The sequence below is a fragment of the Photorhabdus luminescens subsp. luminescens genome (assembly GCF_001083805.1).
GTDB classification, from domain to species: domain Bacteria; phylum Pseudomonadota; class Gammaproteobacteria; order Enterobacterales; family Enterobacteriaceae; genus Photorhabdus; species Photorhabdus luminescens.
In genome coordinates this window covers 201,082-224,440 of the sequence record NZ_JXSK01000007.1, presented here as the reverse complement: position 1 = coordinate 224,440, position 23,359 = coordinate 201,082, and the positions used below count along the sequence as shown (strand labels likewise).

Here is a 23,359-nt window from a genome sequence, read left to right as displayed (position 1 = left end):
GTTGAATTGACATAACCGCTTATGACGACAGGCACTTTATTAAAAAGTGGGGCGCCCTTTTCGCTGAGTGAACCGACCGTTTTATCCGATATCGGAGGAAAACTATTGATGGACAGAAAAATGCTGCGCGCCCGTCAGCTTCAGGCGAGTAAACCCGTATTGCCGGGCCATGCCCGTTACCGGCTTGAAATCCGGCGCTGCAAGGCCGAGCTGGAGGTATTCAGCTTCACCGGGGAAGAGCGCCTGTGCGCCCCGTATTGCTACACCATTGATTTCACCAGCCCGACCCGGGATATCGACCCGGCGGCGATGTTGAACAAACCGGCCGCGTTTATCTTGCAGGCGCCGGAAAACCCGGAACAGGCGCGTAAAGTACATGGCGTCATCACCCGGTTTAACCGGCTGGCCGCCTCGGCGGATGAAACACGCTATCAGGTCTGTCTGGAACCCTATCTGGCGTTGCTGCGCCATACCCGACGCAGTGGGATTTACCAGCACCAGTCGGTGCCGGAAATCGTGGAAAAGATCCTGCGTGAACGACACGAATTTCGCGGGCAGGATTTTCTGTTCACGCTGGCGCGGGATTACCCAAAGCGGGAATTGGTAGTGCAGTGGCAGGAGAGCGATCTGGATTTTATCCAGCGCATTCTGGCGGAGGTGGGGATCTGGTATCGCTTCGAAATGGACGGCCGTCTGGGGATCGAAGTGGTGCGGTTTGGGGATAACCAGCGCAATTATCAGTACGACGTGAGTTTGCCGTTACGTGACCCGGCGGGCATGAATCACAACGACCATGATTCGGTGTGGGATTTGCACGTTGAGCATCAGGTGGTGACGCAAGGGGTGAAGGTGCGGGACTACAACTACCGGGAAGCGGGCAATGACCTGCAATATCAGGTCGGCCGGGATCGGGATACCACCGTAGTTGGTGAAATTTACCGTTATGGCGATAACTTTCTTGAGAAGGGAGAACAGATCCAACCGGCGCCGGAAACGGCGGGATTCTACGCCCGTTTGCATCACGAGCGCGACCTGTACCGGCAGCGCCTGATCAGCGGCAAAAGTTCCTCCCCGATGTTGGTTCCCGGTTTAGTGCTGGAACTGGAAGGGGAGAGACCGGCGGCGGTGGGAAAAGCGGGGGTGCTGATTGTTTCCATGCGCAGCAGCGCCCGGCGTGACAGCAACTATCTGGTCAGTTTTAGCGGCATGCCTTACAGCGAAGTGCTGAGCTACCGGCCGGGGCTGAGGGAACGGCCGGTGATTGCCGGGACGGTTCCGGCGCGGGTGACCAGCGACTGGCCGAATGACATCTACGGCCATATCGACATCACGGGGCGCTACCGCGTCAAATTTGATTTTGATTTGGATGAATGGCCGTTGGGGGGCGAAAGCCTGTGGGTGCGTTTAGCCCGGCCGTATGCCGGTAAAACTCACGGTTTTCACTGGCCGCTGATCCCGGGAACGGAAGTGGCGATCGCGTTTGAGCAGGGTAACCCGGACCGGCCCTACATCGCCCATGCGTTGCATGATTCCCGGCATGAAGACCACGTGACGCTCTACAACTACAGACGCAACGTGCTGCGCACCCCGGCTAACAACAAACTGCGGATGGACGATGATCGCGGAAAAGAGCACATCAAACTGAGTACCGAATACGGCGGGAAAAGCCAGCTCAATCTGGGCCATCTGGTGGACGGACAGCGCCCGCATCCCAACAAGCGCGGCGAAGGGTTTGAGTTGCGCACCGACGACTGGGGGGCGATCCGGGCCGGGAAGGGGCTGTTTATCAGCGCGGATCAGCAGGTTAAAGCCTCCGGGCAGCAGTTAGATATGGCGGCGGTGATCGAGCAATTAGAAACGGCTTTGTCTATTGCAAAATCATTATCACAGGCGGCAGAAGTCGGCCAAGGTAAACCGGGGGATTGTGCCGCACAGACTAACCTTAACCAGACGCTGGAAGGGCTGAAAAAGCCGGGAATACTGATGCATGCGCCACAAGGGATAGGGATTGTCAGTCCTGAATCGGTCAGAGTGGCATCGGGCAACCGCAGTGTTGGCGTAATAGCGGGGAAAAATGTCGATATCAGCGCGTTGAAAGACATTACCGCGGTTGGTGGTGAATCGGTGAATCTGTTTGCGCAAAAGTCTGGCATGCAATTATTTGCTCATCAGGGAAAGCTGGCGATACAGGCACAGGATGATGAACTGTCAACTTTGGCTAAAAAGGATATTGATATCACCAGCGTAGAGGGCAAGGTCACGGTCAGTGCCGATCGGGAAATCTTGCTGTCCAGCGGCGGTGGTTATATTCGGATTAAAGACGGCAATATCGAATTAGGTTGTCCCGGCAACATCCTGTTGAAAGCGGCCAATATACAAAAAATGGGCGCTGAGAATATTCATTCTCCAGCGCCGGTGCTGCCACGGGGATACAGTGGGTTTTTTACCTTAAAAGATCAGGACAGCGGGCAAATTTTACCTCACAGGCGTTACCGCATAACCACCGCGGATGGACAAGTGTTTGAAGGGATGAGTGATGAAAACGGTAAAACCGTTGAAATTCATACCGCCACGCCGGACAAACTGAATATTGAACACTTTTAACTTACTGAGAGAAAAACCGTATGGCTGTATCGACCGGAAAAACAGGGGTAAAACCGCAGAACACCGATGTGTATATAAAAGCGGAGCCCGCAATTTATTTTCACCCTGACAGTGAAACCTTGATTTTTGTGGATAAAGAAGATGTCCACTCCTTGGTGGAGGAACATAACTTTTTGAGTCGCTGCGTGGAACAGCGCATTGAGGCAGAACAGCGGTTAAGCGCTCTGACAGAACAGTGTACTCAGCAGACAATGGCGCCTGCTTACGGGCAAGAAGTGCAGCTAAAAGCCGCTTATGACGAATTGAATGGGGCTTGTGAACGATTACGCAATCAGTTAACCACATTAAGTCCGCCGGAAAATTTACCCAAAACTACGTTATTGGATGAAAACGCTAAAAAAAGCGCGATTGGTATCACGGAACTGATAGCGATGGATAAAGGCTATCAGGGTTACAAATACACCTATGTTAGGTCGGACAAAATTAAAAGCCACTGGCGGCGCTATAAGCTGAATGATCAGGATAAGAAAGGCGGTGGTAAAAGCTTTTTACGGGAAGTGCCGTACACGGATAAAGAGGGCAACAGCCGTACCCGAATGGAAATAGATGGGAAGAAGCTGGAATCGCAAATTAAAAAACTCAAACCTTCATTAACGGTACTGGATGTGAAGTTGATTGATGATCACAGCGGTGTTTGGGGGAAGTGGGCGCAAGACCTGAATAACAGCCTGAAAACATCTCCGTATGAAGGGGAACATATTGCGTTTGATTCACAATCACAACTGATGCGCTGGTCTTACGGCGCGGGAGCTAAAGCTTCACTGAATCCGTTGGAAATCAGCAAGAATGGCCTGAAAGGGCTGTTGGATGGATCAGGGAAAATTAATTTTTATGCCAATTTTGCGTTGGCGGAGTCGCGAACCAGAGCGACGCTCTATCTGCCGGACAGAACAGGGGTGAAGCTGTGCTATCCGCGCAAGGATGGCAGCGAAGGCGTGTTGGGAATGTGGCGGTTTGATCTGACGCTGACCCTATCGGGCAGCGTGGGGGCCAGTTTGGGGATTGAGGCGGGTGTCAACCTGAAAGGGGATGTAGCGAAAGGGGTACCGGTACAGATGGCGCTGGATGGCAATGGTATACCGGGTCGTCGCAAGGTGGATGTATCTAAGCTGTTGGAAGGGTCAAATAGTGGTGAGGAACTGAGTATGTTTGTCGGGGCAGAGTGCAGCGCCAATGTTAGTGGCGGCCTGATGTGGAAAAACCCGGAAAAGAATCCAATGGCATTTCGGCCGCTGGCGAAAGTGAGTGTTGGCGTGACATTACAGGCAGGTGCGGGTTTCAGCGGCATTGTGTCGTTTAGTTATCGGGATGGCCGTATTCGCGTCGTTGCCAAAGGTGGTCTGTGTTGGGGTGTTGGCGGTAAAGGGGCGGTCAGTTTTGATATTGATGGCGAGGCGATATGGGAAGAGTTTATGCCATGTCTGGCCTATATGTTGCGCAATATGGATTATGTGAAGATGTTGGAGCTGATGATTGAGGAGCATTATTACGCGTTTTGTATGATGCCGTTGTTGAAGTTGGGAGAGATAGCGTTAAGAAATACATTTAGCGATTTGAAAGATGACTTATTTGCCTCTTGGAGTGACAAGGAAAAACGGGTGGCATTAATGGAGAAGATTAATGATAGCCAAGGGGACGTACTGAAATATGCGCCACCGGAAACTCGCGGGGCAATGATTGCCGCGTTAATTGAAACTAATTTCTGGGATGAAGTAGCGAGTCCAGCCAGTAATCGTGAATTAAAGGGGGAATTTATGACGGTATTCAGTGCGCGTAAACGGGCAATATTGGCGGTACTGAAATGGGTGCAATCAAAACGCGACTACGAAAAGGTGATGAAGAATTTGCATAAGGTGCCGGGTGGAGGAGGAGAAGATCACGATGGAGGAATAAGTGCCTGGAAGGCGGGAGAGGAGAAAGTGGTTGCCTTTTTAGGTCAAGGTGAAGCTCCACGAGTCTATGGGAGTAGTGATAAGTTTGTTCCCTTTGCGGCTAAAGTCATTATTGAACCTAGTCATTATGCAAAAAATTTGAAAGATATTTATAACTGGTTGCCCGCTAGTGCTGAGGTAGCGAAAAGCTTAAATGAACCGCTGAAACCGGTAAATGCAGAGTTGTTTAAAAGTATTACACAGGTGGTTGTTGAGCAGCACCGTTATGTGAGGATGTTTAAATGATGAAAAGAAAACATTGTTATCCCTTAGTGGCTGGTTTGGTATTACTAACATTGGCGGGTTGTAAAGATAAAAAGAAAATTCAGACAGAACAGCAGGCTTTGGTGAAAGAAGCATTGGCGGAAATGGTGCCAGTGGAAGGTGGCAGTTTTATGATGGGGGATTTTGGTCGCCGGGTGTATGAACATCTACCTTATAGCTTGGATCAGGATAACAAACCCGAACATAAGGTAACGCTGGATAGTTTTAGCATTTCTAAATACCGGGTGACTTGGGGGCAGTTTAATCGTTATCGGGAAATTCTTGGGTTACCAGAGAATGATTTCTATCAGCACTTTAAAAAGTTTGGGAAAGAATATGAATCTTATCAAGCACTGCTAGGAGAAAAATATCCGGCTTCGGTGTACTGGCAGGAGGCTAAGGATTATTGCCAGTGGTTGGGGAGAGTGAGTGGTGAGCCGGTTGATTTACCAACGGAAGCACAATGGGAGTATGCAGCCCGTAGTCGCGGTCAGTTATTTATTTTTGCCAACAATAATAATGTGTATGAGCCGAATAAAAATTTTACGGGAGATATTCGTCCGGTCGGTTCTTATCCGCCTAATCCGCTGGGGCTGTATGACATGATGGGTAATGGGCATGATTGGGTGAATGATTGGTATGCTGCCAATTACTATCAGTACTCGCCAGAGCATAACCCTCAAGGCCCTGAAACAGGGAAAGAAAAGGTAATCAGGGGGCCGGTGGGGGCTGATATATGGGGTAATCATGTTATTAATCGCGATAAGAGAGCCTTGGATTACTTTGAGAATCCTAAAACTAATCCCCCAGGCTACGGCTTCCGCTGTGCAGTTAATTTACCTGAAACCAAGCATTCAACTTTAGATTTAAAAGATTCTGATAACAGAGAAAAGCCGGCAATGAGTCAGTCTGATAAACAGGGAGTAGCGAAATCATGAAAAGCATACTTTGTTATCCCTTAGTGGCTGGTTTGGTATTACTAACATTGGCGGGTTGTAAAGATAAAAAGAAAATTCAGGCAGAGCAGCAGGCTTTGGTGAAAGAAGCATTGGCGGAAATGGTGCCAGTGGAAGGTGGCAGTTTTATGATGGGGGATTTTGGCCATCGGGTGTATGAACATCTACCTTATAGCTTGGATCAGGATAACAAACCTGAACATAAGGTAACGCTGGATAGTTTTAGTATTTCTAAATACCGGGTGACTTGGGAGCAGTTTAATCGTTATCGAGCAATTCAGGGATTGCCTGAGAATAAGTTCTACCAACACTTTAAGAAGGCTGATATTTATCAATCATTAACAGGGAGGGATTATCCAGCTTCGGTGTATTGGCAGGAGGCTAAAGATTATTGTCAGTGGCTAGGTAAAGTGAGCGGTAAAAAAGTCGATTTACCGACAGAAGCACAATGGGAGTATGCGGCCCGTAGTCGTGGTCAGTTATTTATTTTTGCCAACAATAATAATGTGTATGAACTGAATAAAAATTTTACAGGGGATATGCGTCCTGTCGGCTCTTATCCGCCAAATCCGCTAGGATTGTACGATATGATGGGTAATGGACAGGATTGGGTGAATGATTGGTATGCCGCAGATTATTATCGGTACTCACCAGAATATAATCCACGAGGGCCTGAAAAGGGAAATGAAAAAGTATTAAGAGGATCTGTTGGTGATAGTGACCAGGATAATTTGGTTATTAGTCGTGACAAAGTAGATTTAAATTACTTTGAAAAACATAAGAGCTACCCACCGGGCTACGGTTTCCGTTGTGTAGTTAACTACTCTGAAACCAAGAATTCAACTGTGGATTTAAAAGATTCTGATAACAGAGAAAAGCCGGCAATGAGTCAGTCTGATAAACAGGGAGTAGCGAAATCATGAAAAGCATACTTTGTTATCCCTTAGTGGCTGGTTTGGTATTACTAACACTGGCGGGTTGTAAAGATAAAAAGAAAATTCAGACAGAACAGCAGGCTTTGGTGAAAGAAGCATTGGCGGAAATGGTGCCGGTGGAAGGTGGCAGTTTTATGATGGGGGATTTTGGCCATCGGGTGTATGAACATCTACCTTATAGCTTGGATCAGGATAACAAACCTGAACATAAGGTAACGCTGGATAGTTTTAGTATTTCTAAATACCGGGTGACTTGGGAGCAGTTTAATCGTTATCGAGCAATTCAGGGATTGCCTGAGAATAAGTTCTACCAACACTTTAAGAAGGCTGATATTTATCAATCATTAACAGGGAGGGATTATCCAGCTTCGGTGTATTGGCAGGAGGCTAAAGATTATTGTCAGTGGCTAGGTAAAGTGAGCGGTAAAAAAGTCGATTTACCGACAGAAGCACAATGGGAGTATGCGGCCCGTAGTCGTGGTCAGTTATTTATTTTTGCCAACAATAATAATGTGTATGAACTGAATAAAAATTTTACGGGGGGTATTCGTCCGATTGGTTCTTATCCACCTAATCTACTAGGGCTATACGATATGATGGGGAATGGTATGGACTGGATCAATGACTGGTATGCTGCGGATTATTATCAGTATTCACCGGAGCACAATCCGAAAGGTCCTGAAAAAGGAAAGGAAAAGGTGTTAAGAGGATCTGTTGGTGATGATAACCAAGACAATTTGGTTATTAATCGATATAAGAGAGCGCTAAATTATTTTGAAAACCCTAAAATTAATCCACCGGGCTACGGTTTCCGTTGTGTAGTTAACTACTCTGAAACCAAGAATTCAACTTTAGATTTAAAAGATTCTGATAACAGAGAAAAGCCGGTAATGAGCCACCCTGATAAACAGGGAGGAGCAAAATCATGAAAAGAAAACACTGTTATCCCTTAGTGGCTGGTTTGGTATTACTAACACTGGCGGGTTGTAAAGATAAAAAGAAAATTCAGACAGAACAGCAGGCTTTGGTGAAAGAAGCATTGGCGGAAATGGTGCCGGTGGAAGGTGGCAGTTTTATGATGGGGGATTTTGGCCATCGGGTGTATGAACATCTACCTTATAGCTTGGATCAGGATAACAAACCTGAACATAAGGTAACGCTGGATAGTTTTAGTATTTCTAAATACCGGGTGACTTGGGAGCAGTTTAATCGTTATCGAGCAATTCAGGGATTGCCTGAGAATAAGTTCTACCAACACTTTAAGAAGGCTGATATTTATCAATCATTAACAGGGAGGGATTATCCAGCTTCGGTGTATTGGCAGGAGGCTAAAGATTATTGTCAGTGGCTAGGTAAAGTGAGCGGTAAAAAAGTCGATTTACCGACAGAAGCACAATGGGAGTATGCGGCCCGTAGTCGTGGTCAGTTATTTATTTTTGCCAACAATAATAATGTGTATGAACTGAATAAAAATTTTACGGGGGGTATTCGTCCGATTGGTTCTTATCCACCTAATCTACTAGGGCTATACGATATGATGGGGAATGGTATGGACTGGATCAATGACTGGTATGCTGCGGATTATTATCAGTATTCACCGGAGCACAATCCGAAAGGTCCTGAAAAAGGAAAGGAAAAGGTGTTAAGAGGATCTGTTGGTGATGATAACCAAGACAATTTGGTTATTAATCGATATAAGAGAGCGCTAAATTATTTTGAAAACCCTAAAATTAATCCACCGGGCTACGGTTTCCGTTGTGTAGTTAACTACTCTGAAACCAAGAATTCAACTTTAGATTTAAAAGATTCTGATAACAGAGAAAAGCCGGCAATGAGTCAGTCTGATAAACAGGGAGTAGCGAAATCATGAAAAGCATACTTTGTTATCCCTTAGTGGCTGGTTTGGTATTACTAACACTGGCGGGTTGTAAAGATAAAAAGAAAATTCAGACAGAACAGCAGGCTTTGGTGAAAGAAGCTTTGGCAGAAATGGTGCCGGTGAAAGGGGGCAGTTTTATGATGGGGGATTTTGGCATGCGCGACGGTGACAACCTGTTTTACAACTCAGATATAGATAATAAATATGAACATAAAGTAACACTGAACAGTTTTAGCATTGCTAAATACAAGGTGACTTGGGGGCAATTTAATCGCTACCGAGAGATTCTGGATCTGCCGAAAACGGCAACGTATAACAAACTGAGACAAAATAGGATTTCTCAGTATTTTGTCGAGAGTACAGGTGATAACTATCCGGCTTCAGTAGACTGGCAGGATGCTAAAGATTATTGCCAGTGGCTGGGCAAAGTAAGCGGTAAGAGGGGAGATTTGCCGACAGAGGCGCAATGGGAGTATGCGGCGCGCAGTCGAGGTCAATTATTTATCTTTGCTAGCAGTGATAACTATTACGATGAAGAAAAGGGGTTCTCTTCAAGTAATAGCCCGGTGGGATCTTTTCCACCGAATCCTCTGGGGTTGTACGACATGATGGGTAATGGCATTGACTGGATCAATGATTGGTATGCCGAAGACTATTATCAGCGTTCACCAGAACATAACCCACAAGGGCCTGAGCATGGTGATAAAAAGGTTGTGAGAGGCTATGTAGGACTAGGAGTTGGGGGGGTACTGAATAGCACAACGGTGGCAAGAAATAGTGTGTCATTAAAAAAATATAAAGTTAATTCTCCAGGCTATGGTTTCCGTTGTGTAATTAACTACCCTGAAACCAAGCATTCAACTTTAGATTTAAAAGATTCACATGACGGAGAAAAGCCGACAGTGAACCAGCTTAATAAACAGGGAATAGCAAAATCATGAAAAGCATACTCGGAGCTGAACTGGATAATGACGAGTGTTCAGAAAGCGATTATCAACATTCACCGGAGTACAACAATGGCAAGGGTAAAAGGGGATTGAAGAAAGGCACGCTTTATCTGTGAGTTAAGATTTTCTCTGTGTGATGAATTTTTTTTGAACTAAAAACACGATTTTGAATCTAACTAGTTTCTATGGTTGTAAGGAGAAGCCAATAACTGAATAGAATGATCCTTGAAAAGGAGAAAAAGAGTTAAATAAACAAAACAGTAACGTCGCTATATGAGGAAAGGATAATGATAACCATTATGAAATGGCGATGGGTTTTGCTTTCACGATTAAAGAGGAAAATAAGCAATAGTTAAATGAGTTGTAAAAAACTGTAAATAGGGTTCTGCCCTATATCTGATGGAATAAGAAGTTCGAACATAAGATAACGTGGCATTTCGCCCGAATGAAAAGGTATTAAAGAGATGAAAGAAAAAAATGTAACGATACAAAAAGAGTGGAGTTTATCGGATGACGAAGCAACGACGGGAATGCTCTCTCTTTCTGGAGAACGCAGTTGGGTGGTGCGTAAATGGAAATGGATGATTGTCTGTTTTATTCCGGTTTTAGTTGCAGGTGTATTTACCATTGTCATAGGCGCAATGAAATCCTCAGAACCCTATAAAAAAGCATTATCGCTGGCGCAATCTAATCCTGCGGTGAAAAGTGTTTTAGGCCAGCCAATTGAAGCAGGCTGGTTTGTTTCTGGCAGTATTAGCGAGAGTGAAGCGGGATTTGAAATTCCTATAACAGGAAATCGATCTGGTGGTACGGTGTATGTTGATGCAGATAAACATGCAGGACATTGGCGATATAAAAGTATTACGGTTCAACCTGATTCAGGCGAGCAGTTGATCGATGTACTGGCGGGCGGTAATTCCATGAAATAAAGATTATTTTCTTTATATCGTATTATTGAAATTCTTTTGAGCCAATTTAATTGGAAGTTAATGATAATCATTCTTAAAAGAGAAAATAGAGAAACATAGAGTCAATGATATTTTATTCTGAATCATAAAATATCGTTTTCGCTATGTCATTGTCAGGTTATTGCAAATGTTTTCTATAAAGGTAAAAGTATGAGCTGGAATAAACCTGTAATCGCAATCCAGCAGGAACCTGTCTCTCCTGTATTATGGCATTGGCTGGTTTCAGGCATGCTTATTATTTGCATCGGTATGACTTGCTATGTGTTATGGTCTGGATATATCAGACTGCAACAGTGGTGGATAATCTTTGGTGCGGTGGGCCTAATATGGCTGGCTGCATTTGGACTGCGATTATATCTCTTTGGTTATCGGTTGGAGATATATCATTTTTGGCATCAAGAGCGACAACATATTGATAGAGAGTGGCAAGTCTGGGCCAGTCGATATATGTCTGTGTTACACAATAGTGTATTTTTTCCGGAGAAAGTAACCGCCGGGACTATCGTGCAGGAAGAGCCGAAAATTGCCGTTCAATATGGTGAAAAAAAAGTAATAGACTATTTTTCATGGTCAGAGAATAAATGGCGTGATTCAGTGAAGATATTATTACACAGCGCTGAAAAGGCTATCTCTGATATCCCCCCGGATAGACCAATCTGCGCAACGGTTATCACTCATGAATCTGCACAAGAATATGAGAAATTAAAAATGATATTGCAAGAAAAGTGGCAATCGATTTTTCCGTCTCGTAAGCCATTGTCTCAATTAAATCTAGTGCCTTATTTGTCGGCAATGCATATTGAACATTGGTTAAAAGATCCTGCCAGTGAAGTGCAATTGCTAATATTGCTGCAAATTGAAAATACTGGACGATTTTCAGAAGGCTTAGGGGTATTGCTTATGGCAACCGATGACTTGGCGCAGAAATTTGAATTGACTGAGAAAGCCAGAATTTATCGACCGATGGAAATTGACTCTGAAAATTTTGAACAACAATTTAAAACCTTTATTAATACCCAATTATCAACGAAAGAAGCCATAGGTATGTTAGGGAGTGATAACGATATGTATTCCTATACTTCACAAATTATGCCAGTGATTAAAGAACAGAATGCAGCATTAAAACTGGAACGAATTAAAAATATTGAAAAGTTTATTGGTCTGGCTGGTCCGGGCGCTTATTGGTTGGCAACCGGGTTGGCGATTGATTTGTCTCAATACCATTCAGGGAATTATTTAGTTTTAGCGAAAAATGATCGTAACTGGACAGTAAATACCGTTCAGGCATGGGAGGAAGAATAAAAATGATCGGTAATAAATGGACCAAAATTGGTAATGCACTGCTATTTATCGCTGTTGCTTCTGTATTGGCATTTTGTATCTGGTTTTACGGTGAAAAAATCGGATTGGATGAAAATGATAAAAAGATATTTGCTTGGGGATTATCTGTATTGATCTTTAGTGTATTGCGTCTTTTTCCGGTAATCGTTGGGATCTATCGGCAGGAATACATCAGAAGGGAAATCGAGCAGCAAGGTATGCGCCCGGCCAGAGAAGAGCGGTTAAAAATTTATACCTCTGAGGATGAAAATAGGGAGATGATCAATTATCACCTCAGCCGACGTTATGGTCGCTTTTGGCGTAACAAAGTACGTATCTTACTGGTGATGGGCGAAGATCAAGAAGTAGATCAGATAGCTCCTGGCCTCGTTCAGCAGAAATGGCAAGAGGGCGAGCACAACCTGTTGCTGTGGGGCGGCAGTTTGCAGACGCCGCCGGATAAAGCGCAGTTACAGGCGTTGCGCCAACTGCGTCGCCGTCGCCCGCTGGATGGCGTGGTGTGGGTGATGACCGAAGACCAGCTCAGCCAGCGGACGCAGATAGAGACCGCGTTGCGCATGCTGGAGAAACAGGGCCGACAGTTGGGCTGGCAGGCGCCGGTGTATGTGTGGAATGTGCGTCACAGCCACTGGGACCAACGCGACCGGCCAACCCAGACGGTGGGCTGTTTTCTGTCAGAAGGGGAAACGCCGGAGAGGCTGGCGCAGAGTCTGGACGGCCTGATATCAACGCTGGCGAACCGGGGCATGGAACAGGCGATAGCGGAAAACCGTCACGATTTTCTGTTGCGACTGGCGCAGTCTTTGCGGGATGGCGGGGTAACGCGTCTGGTCGGGCAGTTGACGCCGTTGTTAGACCGGCCGCCGCTAGTGCTGGCGGGAATAACGTTCAGTCTACCGCTGCCGGTGCCGTCCGGGATGGTGGAGCATGGCTGGCTGGTGGATGCCAGTTGGGACGGGGTGCTGGAACAGGTACGTGATATCCGGGGACAGGCGGTGGGTTTCCCGTGGGAGAAAAGCGCCCAGTGGGGGGTGATAGCGCTGGCGGCGCTGTGGGGCGTGGGCAGTGTGACTGCATTTGGGGTTAACCGTCATCAGATAGCGGTCAGTCGTGAACGCATCAGTCAGGCCAGTGACCGGCAGGGAACCTTATCGGCCCGTCTGCTCAGTCAGCATGACTTACAATTGCAGATTGACCGGTTGCAGCGCCAGTCAGCGCACGGAACGCCGTGGTACAGCCGTTTCGGGCTGAATCAGAATGAAGCCTTGTTGAAAGCGATGTGGCCGGTGTATCAGCGTAATAATGCCGAACTGATACGTGATGCCGCTGCCCGGTTGCTCCATCAGCGTCTGACTGAACTGGTGAATTTACCGGCGGGCAGCGCACAGCGTCATCAGCGTATCACATCGGCGTATAACCAGTTGAAAGTGTATCTGATGATGGCGCGGCCGGAAAAAGCGGATGCGGCGGTGATGAGCCGGGTACTGATGGCGGACTGGCCGCGCCGGGCCGGGGTGACGGACGGCCTGTGGCGAAACACCGGCGAATCGCTGCTGACTTTTTACGCGGAGAACTTACCGCGCCACCCGGAGTGGAAAATCAGTGTGGATAACGGGCTGGTTGGTGAAGTGCGTCAGATATTGCTCAATCAGCTTGGGCAGCGTCATGCGGAGAGCATGCTGTACCAGAAAATGCTGCAACAGGCGGCCCGCAGTTACGGGGATTTCAGGCTGGCGCAGATGACCGGGGCGACGGATGCGAGCCGCCTGTTTACCACCCGTGAAGTGGTGCCGGGGATGTTTACCCGTCAGGCGTGGGAAGGGCAGGTAAAAAAAGCGATAGCGCAGGCGGCGGCGTCCCGGCAGGAGGAGATTGACTGGGTGTTGAGTGATGGCCGTCAGCCGGTATTGAAGGCGGTGTCGCCGGCGGAGCTGAAAGCGCGATTGACGGCACGTTATTTTACTGACTTCGCCGGGGCGTGGCTGCGCTTCCTCAACAGTCTGCGCTGGAATAAACCGCATAACCTGTCCGACACCCTGGACCAGTTAACCCTGATGGCGGATGTGCGTCAGTCGCCGCTGATTGCCCTGATGGACACGCTGGCTTATCAGGGAGAAACCGGGCGTCAGGACACGGCGCTGGCGGATTCGCTGGTGAAGTCGGCACAAAACCTGTTCCAGAAAAATAAGCGGCCGGTGATTGACGACCAGACCCGGATGCAGCCGGGGCCGCTGGATAACGCGTTTGGTCCGTTATTAGCGCTGATGGGCAAAAGTAGTGCGGAAAACGGGCTGACGGCGGACCCGTCACTGAGTCTGCAAACCTTTCTGACGCGGGTGACCCGGGTGCGTCTGGCGCTGCAACACCTGGCGAATACCGATGACCCGCCGGCGGTGATGGAAGCGCTGGCGCAGAGCGTGTTTCAGGGGAAAAGCGTGGAACTGACAGACACGCGGACCTACGGCAGTTTGATAGCCGCCAGTTTGGGAGCGGAGTGGAACGGATTTGGTCAGACGATGTTTGTGCAGCCGTTAACGCAGGCGTGGCAGACGGTGTTAGAGCCGGCGGCGGCCAGTCTGAATGCGCAATGGCAGTCGGCGGTGGCGATGGACTGGCAGACCGACTTTGACGGGCGTTACCCGTTTGTAGCGGGACAAGATGAGGCTTCTTTGCCGATGCTGGGGCAGTTTATTCGGGCCGACAGCGGGCGGATAGAGCAGTTTCTGCACAATCAGTTAGGCGGGGTGCTGCATAAAGAAGGTAAACACTGGGTGGTGGATGAAGTGAACAGTCAGGGACTGCGTATTAACCCGGCCTTTTTAACCGCAATAAATCAACTGAGTCAGGTCGCGGATGTGCTGTTTGCTAACGGCAGCGAGGGAATACGATTTGAACTGCGAGCGAAACCGGTGCGTGATGTGGCGGAAACGGACCTGACGATAGATAGTCAGCGGTTGCGTTACTTTAACCAGATGGAGAGCTGGCAGCGTTTACGCTGGCCGGGCGGGGAGGATAATCCCGGGGTGGTGCTGACCTGGACCGGCGTGAATACCGGTGCGCGGCTGTATGGGGAGTATCCGGGGGCATGGGGATTGGTGCGCTGGCTGGAGGCGGCACAAGTGCAGATGCTGGATGACAGTCGTTACCGGCTGAGGTTTACCACGCCGGAGGGGTTACCGCTGACTTGGGTATTGCGTACCGAAGTGGGGAAAGGGCCGCTGGCATTGCTGAAACTGCGGGGTTTTATATTACCGAAAACGATTTTTGTAGAGAATAGGGGAAATACTCTGGCTGAATCGGGGATAAATAATAACGACTGGGAGGCGGAATAATCGCTTATTTGACGGAATAAACTGGAGGTGATAAATGGTGTGATATTACCGGAATAGGTCACTGAGTTCTGCCATTCATTCGGTTTCAATATTTTATAATCATATCGTCGTGATATTCCTATTTATCTGTGAGGCTTTATTATAAGGCAGGGTCATTGCTGGCCTGAATCAGGGTTAATCTGTTATTGATGGAATGAGGCTAAATAATGCAATCTATTCTCATTCGCAGAATATAACTGAGAATTATTCTTTTTTACGCATTAGTAACGTATTGATGAGAGTGACTATTAATCATAATCTGGATGATGTAATCATGCCGGCATTGTAATTGAATATTGGATAACATATTGAAAGTAATATAAAAATAGACTTTATTTCGATAATTTTGAAAGAGATGAATATCAGAAGGGTGAATGGGGTTTATATTATTTAAATCAATGCAACCTTTTTATATCAACAAATTAAATCCTGTTTAGAATTGGTTTAAATATAATGAATTTCGCGGTTGATATTAAACATATTGTGCTATTTGATAAAAAAAGACTTGATTTTAATATGCACTCGCATGGAGGATATAGATTATTCAGTAACTGTCTATGTAGTTAATGGATCTATTAATTTAAACGCATGTGCCAGGCTATATGATTATTCTTCTCCCGGTTAACTGCTGAATAAGGAAATACCGGCATCTATTGACTGTTCCCCGAATTTACTGGGGATGAAAACCGAGAATGTATTCGGTTGGGGTTTTAATCACGTCACCGATATTGGTGGCATTACCCATTCAATAATAGAGGAGTTATGGGTATGGCAATCCCTGCGTATTTATGGTTGAAAGATGATGGCGGCGCCGACATTAAAGGCTCGGTGGATGTACACAACCGGGAGGGCAGTATCGAGGTGGTGGCGCTGGAACATGCGTTACATATCCCGACGGATAACAATACCGGCAAGCTGACCGGCACTCGTGTGCATGCGCCGTTGGTGTTCACTAAAGAGGTCGATGCGTCTAGCCCGTATCTGTATAAAGCGGTGACGTCTGGTCAGACCCTGAAATCGGCGGAATTCAAGTGGTACCAAATTGATGATGCTGGTCAGGAGAAGGTCTATTTCATCACTCATCTGAACAACGTGAAGGTGGTAAAAGTGGCGCCGTTGATGCATGACATCAAAGATCCGACTAAAGAGAAGCACAACCATCTGGAACGTGTCGAGCTTCGTTACGAAAAAATCACCTGGACGTACAAAGACGGCAACATCATTCACTCTGATGCGTGGAATGAGCGCAATCAGGCGTAATGGGTTGACGGGCTGGCGGTTATGCCAGCCACTTTGAATCTAACAGGCGCCGGTATGATTGCGGTGCCTGTCTTCCTTCGGAAGAACAGGAGATGTTGTGATGAATCAATCATTTTGTTGGACGTGTGAGTCCACCGGACCGGCGCTGCTGCCGGTGCGTTATACCGTGGTGCCTGATAATGTTTCGGAAACCTTGCCGGCTTGGGCCGAAACGCCAGAACCTTTGGCACTGGGCTATCACTATGCGCTGCGTGCCTTACGGCAGGGGTTTTTGTATGTCTATTATACTAATGCCGGATTAGATGAACCGGAGAGTTGGGATGCCTGGAGTGTTAGCGAGGATGGGGCGCTGTGGCAACAGTTTTGTGCCCCTTTTGGCGTCTCTCCCAAGAAAACCTCAGATTGTCGTGCGCCGACCCATCAGAGCGCCAATATGGAATTTATTGCGCTAAGAGATATCGCCTTGCGTCAGGAAACCTGGTTGGCTTTCACTCCCTCTGCCTGGAGTCGGGAGACCATTGAGTATTATCACAACAACCGCGAAGCGCGGGAAAAGCGGATGCAGTGCGTGAAACCGTGGCAGTGGCGCGGGGTGCCGGAAGGGGTGGGGATTGCTCAGGCGACGGTAGAGAACCTGAGTCATGTGATGGATTACCATCCAGAGGACGGTGACTCCGCTAAATATCTTCTGCCCTGTAATCCGAAAGCGACGCGTATCTGCGGGACAATGAAAGAAGCGCCCTACTATAAAGTTTATTACGGAGAGGTGAAACCGCGGGGCACGTTGTATCCGTGGAGTAGTAAACGAGCGGGATGTGCGGACATTACGGTCAGAGCGATGCAAAAACGCGGGCGGGACACGGATGGCAAGCCGGTCTCGCCGGTGTTAATCGCGTTGCATGATCCGATCGGGATAGCGCATGAATTAGCGGGCTGGAGTGATGATATTGTCGGGGAGCATAAAACTTTTCTGGATGAATTGTCGATTGAGTTTATGACCGACAGTTTATTAAATGGGGTGGAGAATCAGTTGCGCCAATTGAGGACAAGTCACTCGGAAGAAAAAGCAGAACGAAATTTTGACATGATCTCAGCGATGATTTCTGGACATGCTTCCGCTCAAGATCTTGTAAAACTTAAAGAAGATGTTACTCGTAATACGCTTAAATTGGACAACCAAGTGTTTGCCAGCGACTGGGGAAAATACACGGCAGAGCTGAATCTGACTAAGCGACAGGCATTTAACCAATCTTATGCTGATCTTTGTGCTGATATAGCGCAAAAACTGGAGCAACTGGCACAGTTGAGGGTGAGTTGGTTAAAACAGAGTAGGTTTATCACCTGTTGTCAGGATTTTCATTCCACCCGACTGGAGGACAACCTTAATTATCGCGAGGCCGTGGATTATGCCATTGCTTCGCTGAATGTGACCGAAACCGGCTGTGTATATTTAGATGCCTTAATTGACGAATATTCCGCGCTGTCGCCGGAAAATATTGTCTGGCGCTCATTATTGCTGAATAACCCGGACGTGATGAAAGAGATGGACGGGTTTTTACAGAAGATGAAGCTGAATAAGGGGAATGAAAAACCGGCGGACATCTCAGTGTTTATGAAAACGGTGACGACGCTGAGTGGAAAACTGGTTGAAGCCTACGATAAAGCGAATGAAGCGCTGGAAAAGCCGCCCAAATCCAACAGCACCTTTGCCCGGGCGATGTTGCACAGTGATCGGCGACTGGTGACGTTAGGCGATCGGTTCTTTAATTTTAACCGCTTAGGCAAAGTGCTGAATAGCACCAATGAAATGCTGAGTAAGGGACTATTCTCGGTGATTTCAGGGGTGTCTTTTGGCCGGGCAGTGAAACTGTCGGTATCACAGCTTCAAGAGGGTGATCTATTCCGGCGACAGGTGTTGAAGCAGCTTAAGGAATCAGGAGAAAAAGCTCGACTTGAAGCGAAGAATGATTATGAGCGTAATTTTAAGGAGTTCGCTGAAAGTGCCGAAGGCGAGCCGGTATTAAAAAAATCCCGGATTAAATTATTGGCCTTATTTTTTAATGGGCTGGAGTATGCCAATCAGTTAAAAGAGAGCAAGGGGGATGTTAAGGGCCAGGCTCAGGTGACCGCCGCGTTTTTAAGTACACTGAGTACAACAATGGAGATTGTGGAACCAATGGTTAAGCATGGCATAGAAAATATGGCTGCTGCCAACACTATTAAATTTATTGGGACGAATGCAGGGACGGTTTCTGCTGCATTAAATTTTGGAGCAGATATCAGTGACTTTGGAGCGGAATTGTGGAATGGACGACGCTGGCAGTTTATTGGTCTTTACGGTCTTAAAATTGCCTATGATTTTGCACAATTAACAACCCCGTTAAAGGGTTTATTAGAAGTCTTAGTAAAGAGGGCATTGCTTTCGCCTAAAGGTTTGGTTTTTAAAGGAGTATCAAGGGTTCTAGCATGGGAAACTTTTGCCTGGCTATGCAGTTGGCAAGCGATGCTCTTAGTTTTTGTGGTTGAAGCATTAGTGACATATTTTTCTGAAAATGATTTACAAAAATGGTGTCGAAGCTGTGTTTTTGGTTTGGAGCCAGCGAAGAATTTGCAGTCCACGCAATCTATTTACCTTGAATCGCAGCGAAATAAGCTGTGTGAAGAACAACGTAACAGTTTTGCTGACGCAATTAAGGAGGGCTTATGAGTACCTGTCGTCCTCTTAAAGCGGCCATTGATTTTGAAGAAATAAAACGTCAAAGAAAAGATATTGATATATCGGTAAAGATTAAGAGAGAAATAATAATTCCACGCTATCCTGAGGATAGAGAGGAGGAAGAAAAAGCGATTGAGGAGCTTCAAGCCAAAATCCCTGAACTGGATGCAATATTAGCAAAAGAGCCACCACCGCCAGAATTACCGCCCAGTAAGCCATTAATCAAAGTGAGTGGCGTATTGGAGGAGTTCGAAACTCTGTGTGTAATTGGTTATTTTACCGATCGTGAATATGATCCGGTCGCTTTTGCTCGTAAGGAGGAACGTGATCAATATGGAGCACTGTTACTGGCGATGGTAGGAAATAGTTCAGGGGCGGCTGTAACTTCACAGACGTCAGTTCGGGTGAGTGATGTCTGTGATTTTGTGCGGGGGAAAATCAATGATATCCCCTTTCATGGCTGGTTAGGGTTTACCATAGCAAAAGTGGGTGATTATGTTGAATTAGCGGTGACAGAACAAGAGGGATATTATGTAGTTTATGCCATTGCACATCCCGAATTAAGGGTGGTTTCTATGACGCCCCGTTGTAAGGCGGGCATTCTTTCAGATGCTAAAGAACAAATATTCTGTACTTGCTGTTTTTTTGCACTTTATCTGATTCTTTTAATAATGTCAGATGTTTTTTTTATGATGAAAGACATTTTAATGCTTCTGGAATACATGTTGCCATTTTGTGCTTTAATGATAGCGATATTTGCCCCCAGCACGTATTACTGCCGCCTAAAAAAACCCAGACCCACAGTTAAGTTAGCCGAAGAAATTTTCACTGTGTTAGGTTTTCCTAACCCTACGGATATCAACCTTCACCAATTCACGAAGAAGAAGCTCAAAGAGATCAAGGCTAATTCACCGAATAAAGAATCGGGTAAAGATAGCGAAAGAGTTTTACCAGATAAAGCTTGTTTCGCAAGTCATTATTACTATTACTGATCTAAGTAATTAAATGGAAAAGATTAACTGTATGAAAAACAACGTAACAATTTTGCTAATGCAATTAAGGATGGCATATGAGTACTTGTCGTCCTTATAAAGATGCTATTGACTTTGAAGAAATAAAAAGTCAGAGGAGCAGTCTTGATACATGGATTGAGGTTAATCTTGATTGGATAGTAAGTCACCCAGAAAGTAAAGAAGAGTCAGAAAAGGAGATTGAAAAAACAAAAGATAAAATCCCCGAACTGGATGCGATATTAGCAAAAGAACCGCCGCCGCCAGAATTACCGCCCAGTAAGCCATTAATTAAAGTGAGTGGCGTATTGGAAGAGTTCGAAACTCTGTGTGTTAAAGGTTATTTTACCGAGCGTGAATATGATCCGGTTGCCTTTGCTCGTAAGGAAGAACGGGAATTGTATGGCGGGCTATTAATGGCGTTGGCAGGAAATACTTCGGGATCTAATTCGCAAACCAATGTTCGATGGGGGGATGTCTGTGATTTTGTCCGGGGGAAAATCAACGGCATCCCCTTCCACGGCTGGCTGGGGTTTACTTCCGCAAAGGTAGATGATTATGTTGAATTAGCGGCAACCGAGCAGGAAGGGAATTATGTGGTTTATGCGATTGCGCATCCTGAATTAAGGGTAGTTTCTATGACTCCGCGTTGTGATCAGGGCATTCATGCAGATGCCAAAGAGCAGATATTCGGTACTTTCTGTCTTTTTGGAGGATTCCTGCTTATTTTGGTTATTGTTGCTTGGACAGATGCTTTGGAGCTTCTGGAAAATATGCTGCCATTTTTTGCTTTGATGATAGCGATATTTGCCCCCAGCACATATTATCGCCGGCTAAAAAAGCCCAGACCTACAGTTAAATTGGCTGAGGAGATTTTCACGGTATTAGGTTTCCCTAATCCTACGAATCTCAATATTCGCCAATTCACAAGAAAGAGGCTGAAAGAAATCAAGGCCAATTCATTAGATGAGGGAGCCGGTAAAGAGAGTGAAAGAGTTTTATCAGATGATGGATGTTTCGCAAGCCATTATTACTATTACTGATCTAAGTAATTAAATGGAAAAAATTAACGGTATGAAAAACAACGTAAAAGTTTTGCTGACGCAATTAAGGAGGGTTTATGAGTACCTTTCGTCCTTACAAAGATGCTATTGATTTTGATGAAATAAAAAGACAGAGAAGAAGTCTTAATACACAGATAGAAGTTAAGAGAGAAGTAATGATTCCGCGTTATCCTGAAGATAGAGAGGAGATAGAAAAAGCCATTGCGGAGCTTCAAGCCAAAATCCCCGAACTGGATGCAATATTAGCAAAAGAGCCGCCGCTGCCGGAATTACCGCCGGGTAAGCCATTAATCAAAGTGAGTGGTATATTGGAAGAGTTCGAAACCCTGTGTGTGGTTGGTTATTTTACTGATCGTGAATATGATCCGGCCGCCTTTGCTCGTAAGGAAGAGCGGGAACTGTATGGGGCGTTATTACTATCGATAGCAGGAAATACCTCAGCGGCAGCAATTAATTCGCAAACCAAGGTTCGGGAGAGTGATACCTGTGATTTTGTACGAGGGAAAATCAATGGTGTGCCATTTCACGGTTGGTTGGGATTTACTGTAGCAAAGGCGGGTGATTACGTTGAATTAGTGGTAACCAAGCAGGGAGGGCATTATGTGGTTTATGCGGTTGCGTATCCTGAATTGAGAGTGGTTTCTATGACACCGCGTTGTAGACAGGGGATTCATTCAAATGCCAAATATCAGGCACGTGGTACCTGGTATGTTTCTTTACTGTTATTTTTTATATTTATGATACCGTGCCTTTTTCATGAGCAATCCAGAGAAGACATGATTGATTATATAAAATACGCCTCTTCGTTTTGTATTTTGATGGCAATTGTCCTTTCACCGTTAATCTATTTTTCCTGCATGAGAAAACCTAAACCGACATTTAGGTTGGCTGAAGAGATTTTCACGGTATTGGGTTTTCCTAATCCTACAGAAATTAATCTTGAGAAATTTACAGAAAAGAGGTTGAAGGAAATCAAGGTCAATTCTCCAGACGAACAATCTGATAAGGAGAGTGAAAGAGTTATGCCCGATGAGGCTTGTTTTCGGAGTTATTATTACTATTACTGATTCAAGTAATTAAGTACTAATTCAAGTAATAAAGCCGAGGAGGAAAATTAAAGAGAGCATGTAATGGGGAGTTTTCAGGATTATCTATAACGAGATGTAGAGATATTAAGAGATTACTTTTCTTTGGGGAATTCAGTAACGAATTATCCAATGTAAAGCTTTGTCCATTTTTATTCGGTTTGTTTGTAATTTTGTGTAAATTAAGGTTTTTTTGTGAATCAGATCTATAAAATAGTTTGGATAGGTTTGGCTATTAATGTATTAACCTATTTTGTCTTACTGGTTGCTATAAAGGTAGCTGGCGCTGGTTATTTTGCTCTTTCTTATGAAGAGCGACATCTTGTTGCTAAATTATCGATATTCAATGCTTTGATGTTGATTTTTATTTTGCTGGAGGTGGTTAATCTGTTTGTTATTCTCAAAGCGCCAAAGTATGCGAAAGTCAGCTCGTTTATTGCATCTTGTCTTTTTCCATTTGGCGCGTTTTATTTCATTGGGTGTTTGTTGTTAATTCAACGAGTTGCACTATCCCCATTCTATGAATATCAATATCAGGCAGGTAATGTGACTCCCGATTCCGCGGTTTATTTTGTACGGGATAGGTATTGGAAAAGGATGTGTATTTTTGGTTGCATAACGCTGGTTATGTCAATGAAGGGCGCGGTTAGTATTTGTATGATGATGACGGCTATGCATTGTCTCTCATATCGTAAAACAGAAGGTCGTTATTTCTTTGCCGAGACGGAAGGGGGCTTTTTATTAACACCAACCGCGTTGAGTAAAACTATTTTCTTGCCCTATGGCTGTATTAATAGGGTGGAGGAGCGTGAAAACAGTGTACTGATTGTTGTTAATTTAAATAAAAAAATCGACATTGTATTCTCAAAGAAATTTGTCGAAAGAGACGACCTTATAAAAGTTATCAAGCTACTTTCACAGGCAGCATTGAATAATCCGAACGATAATATTATCACGTTCTAAATGTG

At 45.8% G+C, this 23,359-nt stretch carries 17 protein-coding genes; all 17 read left to right on the top strand.

Annotation, left to right across the window (positions count from 1 at the left end; all coding sequences use genetic code 11):
- Window positions 1-108 precede the first annotated feature (108 nt).
- Window positions 109-2,604, top strand: a complete 2,496-nt coding sequence (locus tag TI10_RS16700) for a type VI secretion system Vgr family protein (RefSeq protein ID WP_244161633.1) — start codon at window positions 109-111, stop codon at window positions 2,602-2,604.
- A 20-nt stretch (window positions 2,605-2,624) separates the two neighbouring features.
- A complete protein-coding gene (locus tag TI10_RS16695; RefSeq protein ID WP_049584521.1) occupies window positions 2,625-4,841 on the top strand; it encodes a hypothetical protein in 2,217 nt (738 codons plus the stop codon).
- On the top strand, window positions 4,838-5,797 hold the full coding sequence (locus tag TI10_RS16690) for a formylglycine-generating enzyme family protein (RefSeq protein WP_074525127.1): 960 nt from the start codon (window positions 4,838-4,840) through the stop codon (window positions 5,795-5,797). Before TI10_RS16695 ends, TI10_RS16690 begins: the two co-directional genes overlap by 4 nt.
- Window positions 5,794-6,738 (top strand): formylglycine-generating enzyme family protein, encoded by a 945-nt coding sequence (locus TI10_RS16685; protein WP_075262252.1) that lies wholly within the window; start codon window positions 5,794-5,796, stop codon window positions 6,736-6,738. The genes TI10_RS16690 and TI10_RS16685 overlap by 4 nt, the downstream gene beginning before the upstream one ends.
- The gene (locus TI10_RS16680) at window positions 6,735-7,679 is read left to right on the top strand and encodes a formylglycine-generating enzyme family protein (RefSeq protein WP_053093471.1); all 945 of its coding nucleotides are present in this window, start codon (window positions 6,735-6,737) and stop codon (window positions 7,677-7,679) included. Before TI10_RS16685 ends, TI10_RS16680 begins: the two co-directional genes overlap by 4 nt.
- Complete coding sequence (locus TI10_RS16675) at window positions 7,676-8,620, top strand: formylglycine-generating enzyme family protein (RefSeq protein ID WP_053093470.1); 945 nt, start codon at window positions 7,676-7,678, stop codon at window positions 8,618-8,620. Before TI10_RS16680 ends, TI10_RS16675 begins: the two co-directional genes overlap by 4 nt.
- Window positions 8,617-9,570 (top strand): formylglycine-generating enzyme family protein, encoded by a 954-nt coding sequence (locus TI10_RS16670; protein ID WP_075262251.1) that lies wholly within the window; start codon window positions 8,617-8,619, stop codon window positions 9,568-9,570. Before TI10_RS16675 ends, TI10_RS16670 begins: the two co-directional genes overlap by 4 nt.
- Window positions 9,567-9,692: a hypothetical protein gene (locus TI10_RS26400; RefSeq protein WP_279615329.1), complete on the top strand. Its 126-nt coding sequence runs from the start codon at window positions 9,567-9,569 to the stop codon at window positions 9,690-9,692. Before TI10_RS16670 ends, TI10_RS26400 begins: the two co-directional genes overlap by 4 nt.
- Before the next feature lie 348 nt (window positions 9,693-10,040).
- A complete protein-coding gene (locus tag TI10_RS16665) occupies window positions 10,041-10,505 on the top strand; it encodes a cytochrome c oxidase assembly factor Coa1 family protein (protein WP_049584520.1) in 465 nt (154 codons plus the stop codon).
- 189 nt (window positions 10,506-10,694) lie between these two features.
- Window positions 10,695-11,846, top strand: a complete 1,152-nt coding sequence (locus TI10_RS16660) for a hypothetical protein (protein WP_049584519.1) — start codon at window positions 10,695-10,697, stop codon at window positions 11,844-11,846.
- Window positions 11,847-11,848: 2 nt separating this feature from the next.
- Window positions 11,849-15,217, top strand: a complete 3,369-nt coding sequence (locus TI10_RS16655) for an ImcF-related family protein (RefSeq protein WP_049584518.1) — start codon at window positions 11,849-11,851, stop codon at window positions 15,215-15,217.
- Window positions 15,218-16,024: 807 nt separating this feature from the next.
- Entirely contained in the window at window positions 16,025-16,516 is a 492-nt protein-coding gene (locus TI10_RS16650; RefSeq protein ID WP_049584517.1) for an Hcp family type VI secretion system effector, read from the top strand.
- A gap of 100 nt (window positions 16,517-16,616) precedes the next feature.
- Window positions 16,617-19,223, top strand: coding sequence for a T6SS effector BTH_I2691 family protein (locus TI10_RS16645; protein WP_049584516.1), 2,607 nt, complete (start codon window positions 16,617-16,619; stop codon window positions 19,221-19,223).
- A complete protein-coding gene (locus TI10_RS16640) occupies window positions 19,220-20,224 on the top strand; it encodes a putative type VI secretion system effector (RefSeq protein ID WP_049584515.1) in 1,005 nt (334 codons plus the stop codon). Before TI10_RS16645 ends, TI10_RS16640 begins: the two co-directional genes overlap by 4 nt.
- Before the next feature lie 77 nt (window positions 20,225-20,301).
- Window positions 20,302-21,285, top strand: coding sequence for a putative type VI secretion system effector (locus TI10_RS16635; RefSeq protein ID WP_049584514.1), 984 nt, complete (start codon window positions 20,302-20,304; stop codon window positions 21,283-21,285).
- A 77-nt stretch (window positions 21,286-21,362) separates the two neighbouring features.
- A complete protein-coding gene (locus TI10_RS16630) occupies window positions 21,363-22,373 on the top strand; it encodes a putative type VI secretion system effector (RefSeq protein ID WP_049584513.1) in 1,011 nt (336 codons plus the stop codon).
- A gap of 213 nt (window positions 22,374-22,586) precedes the next feature.
- Window positions 22,587-23,354 carry a hypothetical protein gene (locus tag TI10_RS16625; RefSeq protein WP_049584512.1) on the top strand — a complete coding sequence of 256 codons (768 nt, stop codon included), beginning with the start codon at window positions 22,587-22,589 and terminating at the stop codon, window positions 23,352-23,354.
- Window positions 23,355-23,359 lie beyond the last annotated feature (5 nt).

Bases quoted from the DNA above. Each gene is read 5' to 3' on its own strand.
- TI10_RS16700 (WP_244161633.1), top strand. From the start codon at position 109: ATGGACAGAAAAATGCTGCGCGCCCGTCAGCTTCAGGCGAGTAAACCC.
- TI10_RS16690 (WP_074525127.1), top strand. From the start codon at position 4,838: ATGATGAAAAGAAAACATTGTTATCCCTTAGTGGCTGGTTTGGTATTA.
- TI10_RS16685 (WP_075262252.1), top strand. From the start codon at position 5,794: ATGAAAAGCATACTTTGTTATCCCTTAGTGGCTGGTTTGGTATTACTA.
- TI10_RS16650 (WP_049584517.1), top strand. From the start codon at position 16,025: ATGGCAATCCCTGCGTATTTATGGTTGAAAGATGATGGCGGCGCCGAC.
- TI10_RS16660 (WP_049584519.1), top strand. From the start codon at position 10,695: ATGAGCTGGAATAAACCTGTAATCGCAATCCAGCAGGAACCTGTCTCT.
- TI10_RS26400 (WP_279615329.1), top strand. From the start codon at position 9,567: ATGAAAAGCATACTCGGAGCTGAACTGGATAATGACGAGTGTTCAGAA.
- TI10_RS16655 (WP_049584518.1), top strand. From the start codon at position 11,849: ATGATCGGTAATAAATGGACCAAAATTGGTAATGCACTGCTATTTATC.
- TI10_RS16665 (WP_049584520.1), top strand. From the start codon at position 10,041: ATGAAAGAAAAAAATGTAACGATACAAAAAGAGTGGAGTTTATCGGAT.
- TI10_RS16645 (WP_049584516.1), top strand. From the start codon at position 16,617: ATGAATCAATCATTTTGTTGGACGTGTGAGTCCACCGGACCGGCGCTG.
- TI10_RS16680 (WP_053093471.1), top strand. From the start codon at position 6,735: ATGAAAAGCATACTTTGTTATCCCTTAGTGGCTGGTTTGGTATTACTA.
- TI10_RS16675 (WP_053093470.1), top strand. From the start codon at position 7,676: ATGAAAAGAAAACACTGTTATCCCTTAGTGGCTGGTTTGGTATTACTA.
- TI10_RS16640 (WP_049584515.1), top strand. From the start codon at position 19,220: ATGAGTACCTGTCGTCCTCTTAAAGCGGCCATTGATTTTGAAGAAATA.
- TI10_RS16635 (WP_049584514.1), top strand. From the start codon at position 20,302: ATGAGTACTTGTCGTCCTTATAAAGATGCTATTGACTTTGAAGAAATA.
- TI10_RS16630 (WP_049584513.1), top strand. From the start codon at position 21,363: ATGAGTACCTTTCGTCCTTACAAAGATGCTATTGATTTTGATGAAATA.
- TI10_RS16670 (WP_075262251.1), top strand. From the start codon at position 8,617: ATGAAAAGCATACTTTGTTATCCCTTAGTGGCTGGTTTGGTATTACTA.
- TI10_RS16695 (WP_049584521.1), top strand. From the start codon at position 2,625: ATGGCTGTATCGACCGGAAAAACAGGGGTAAAACCGCAGAACACCGAT.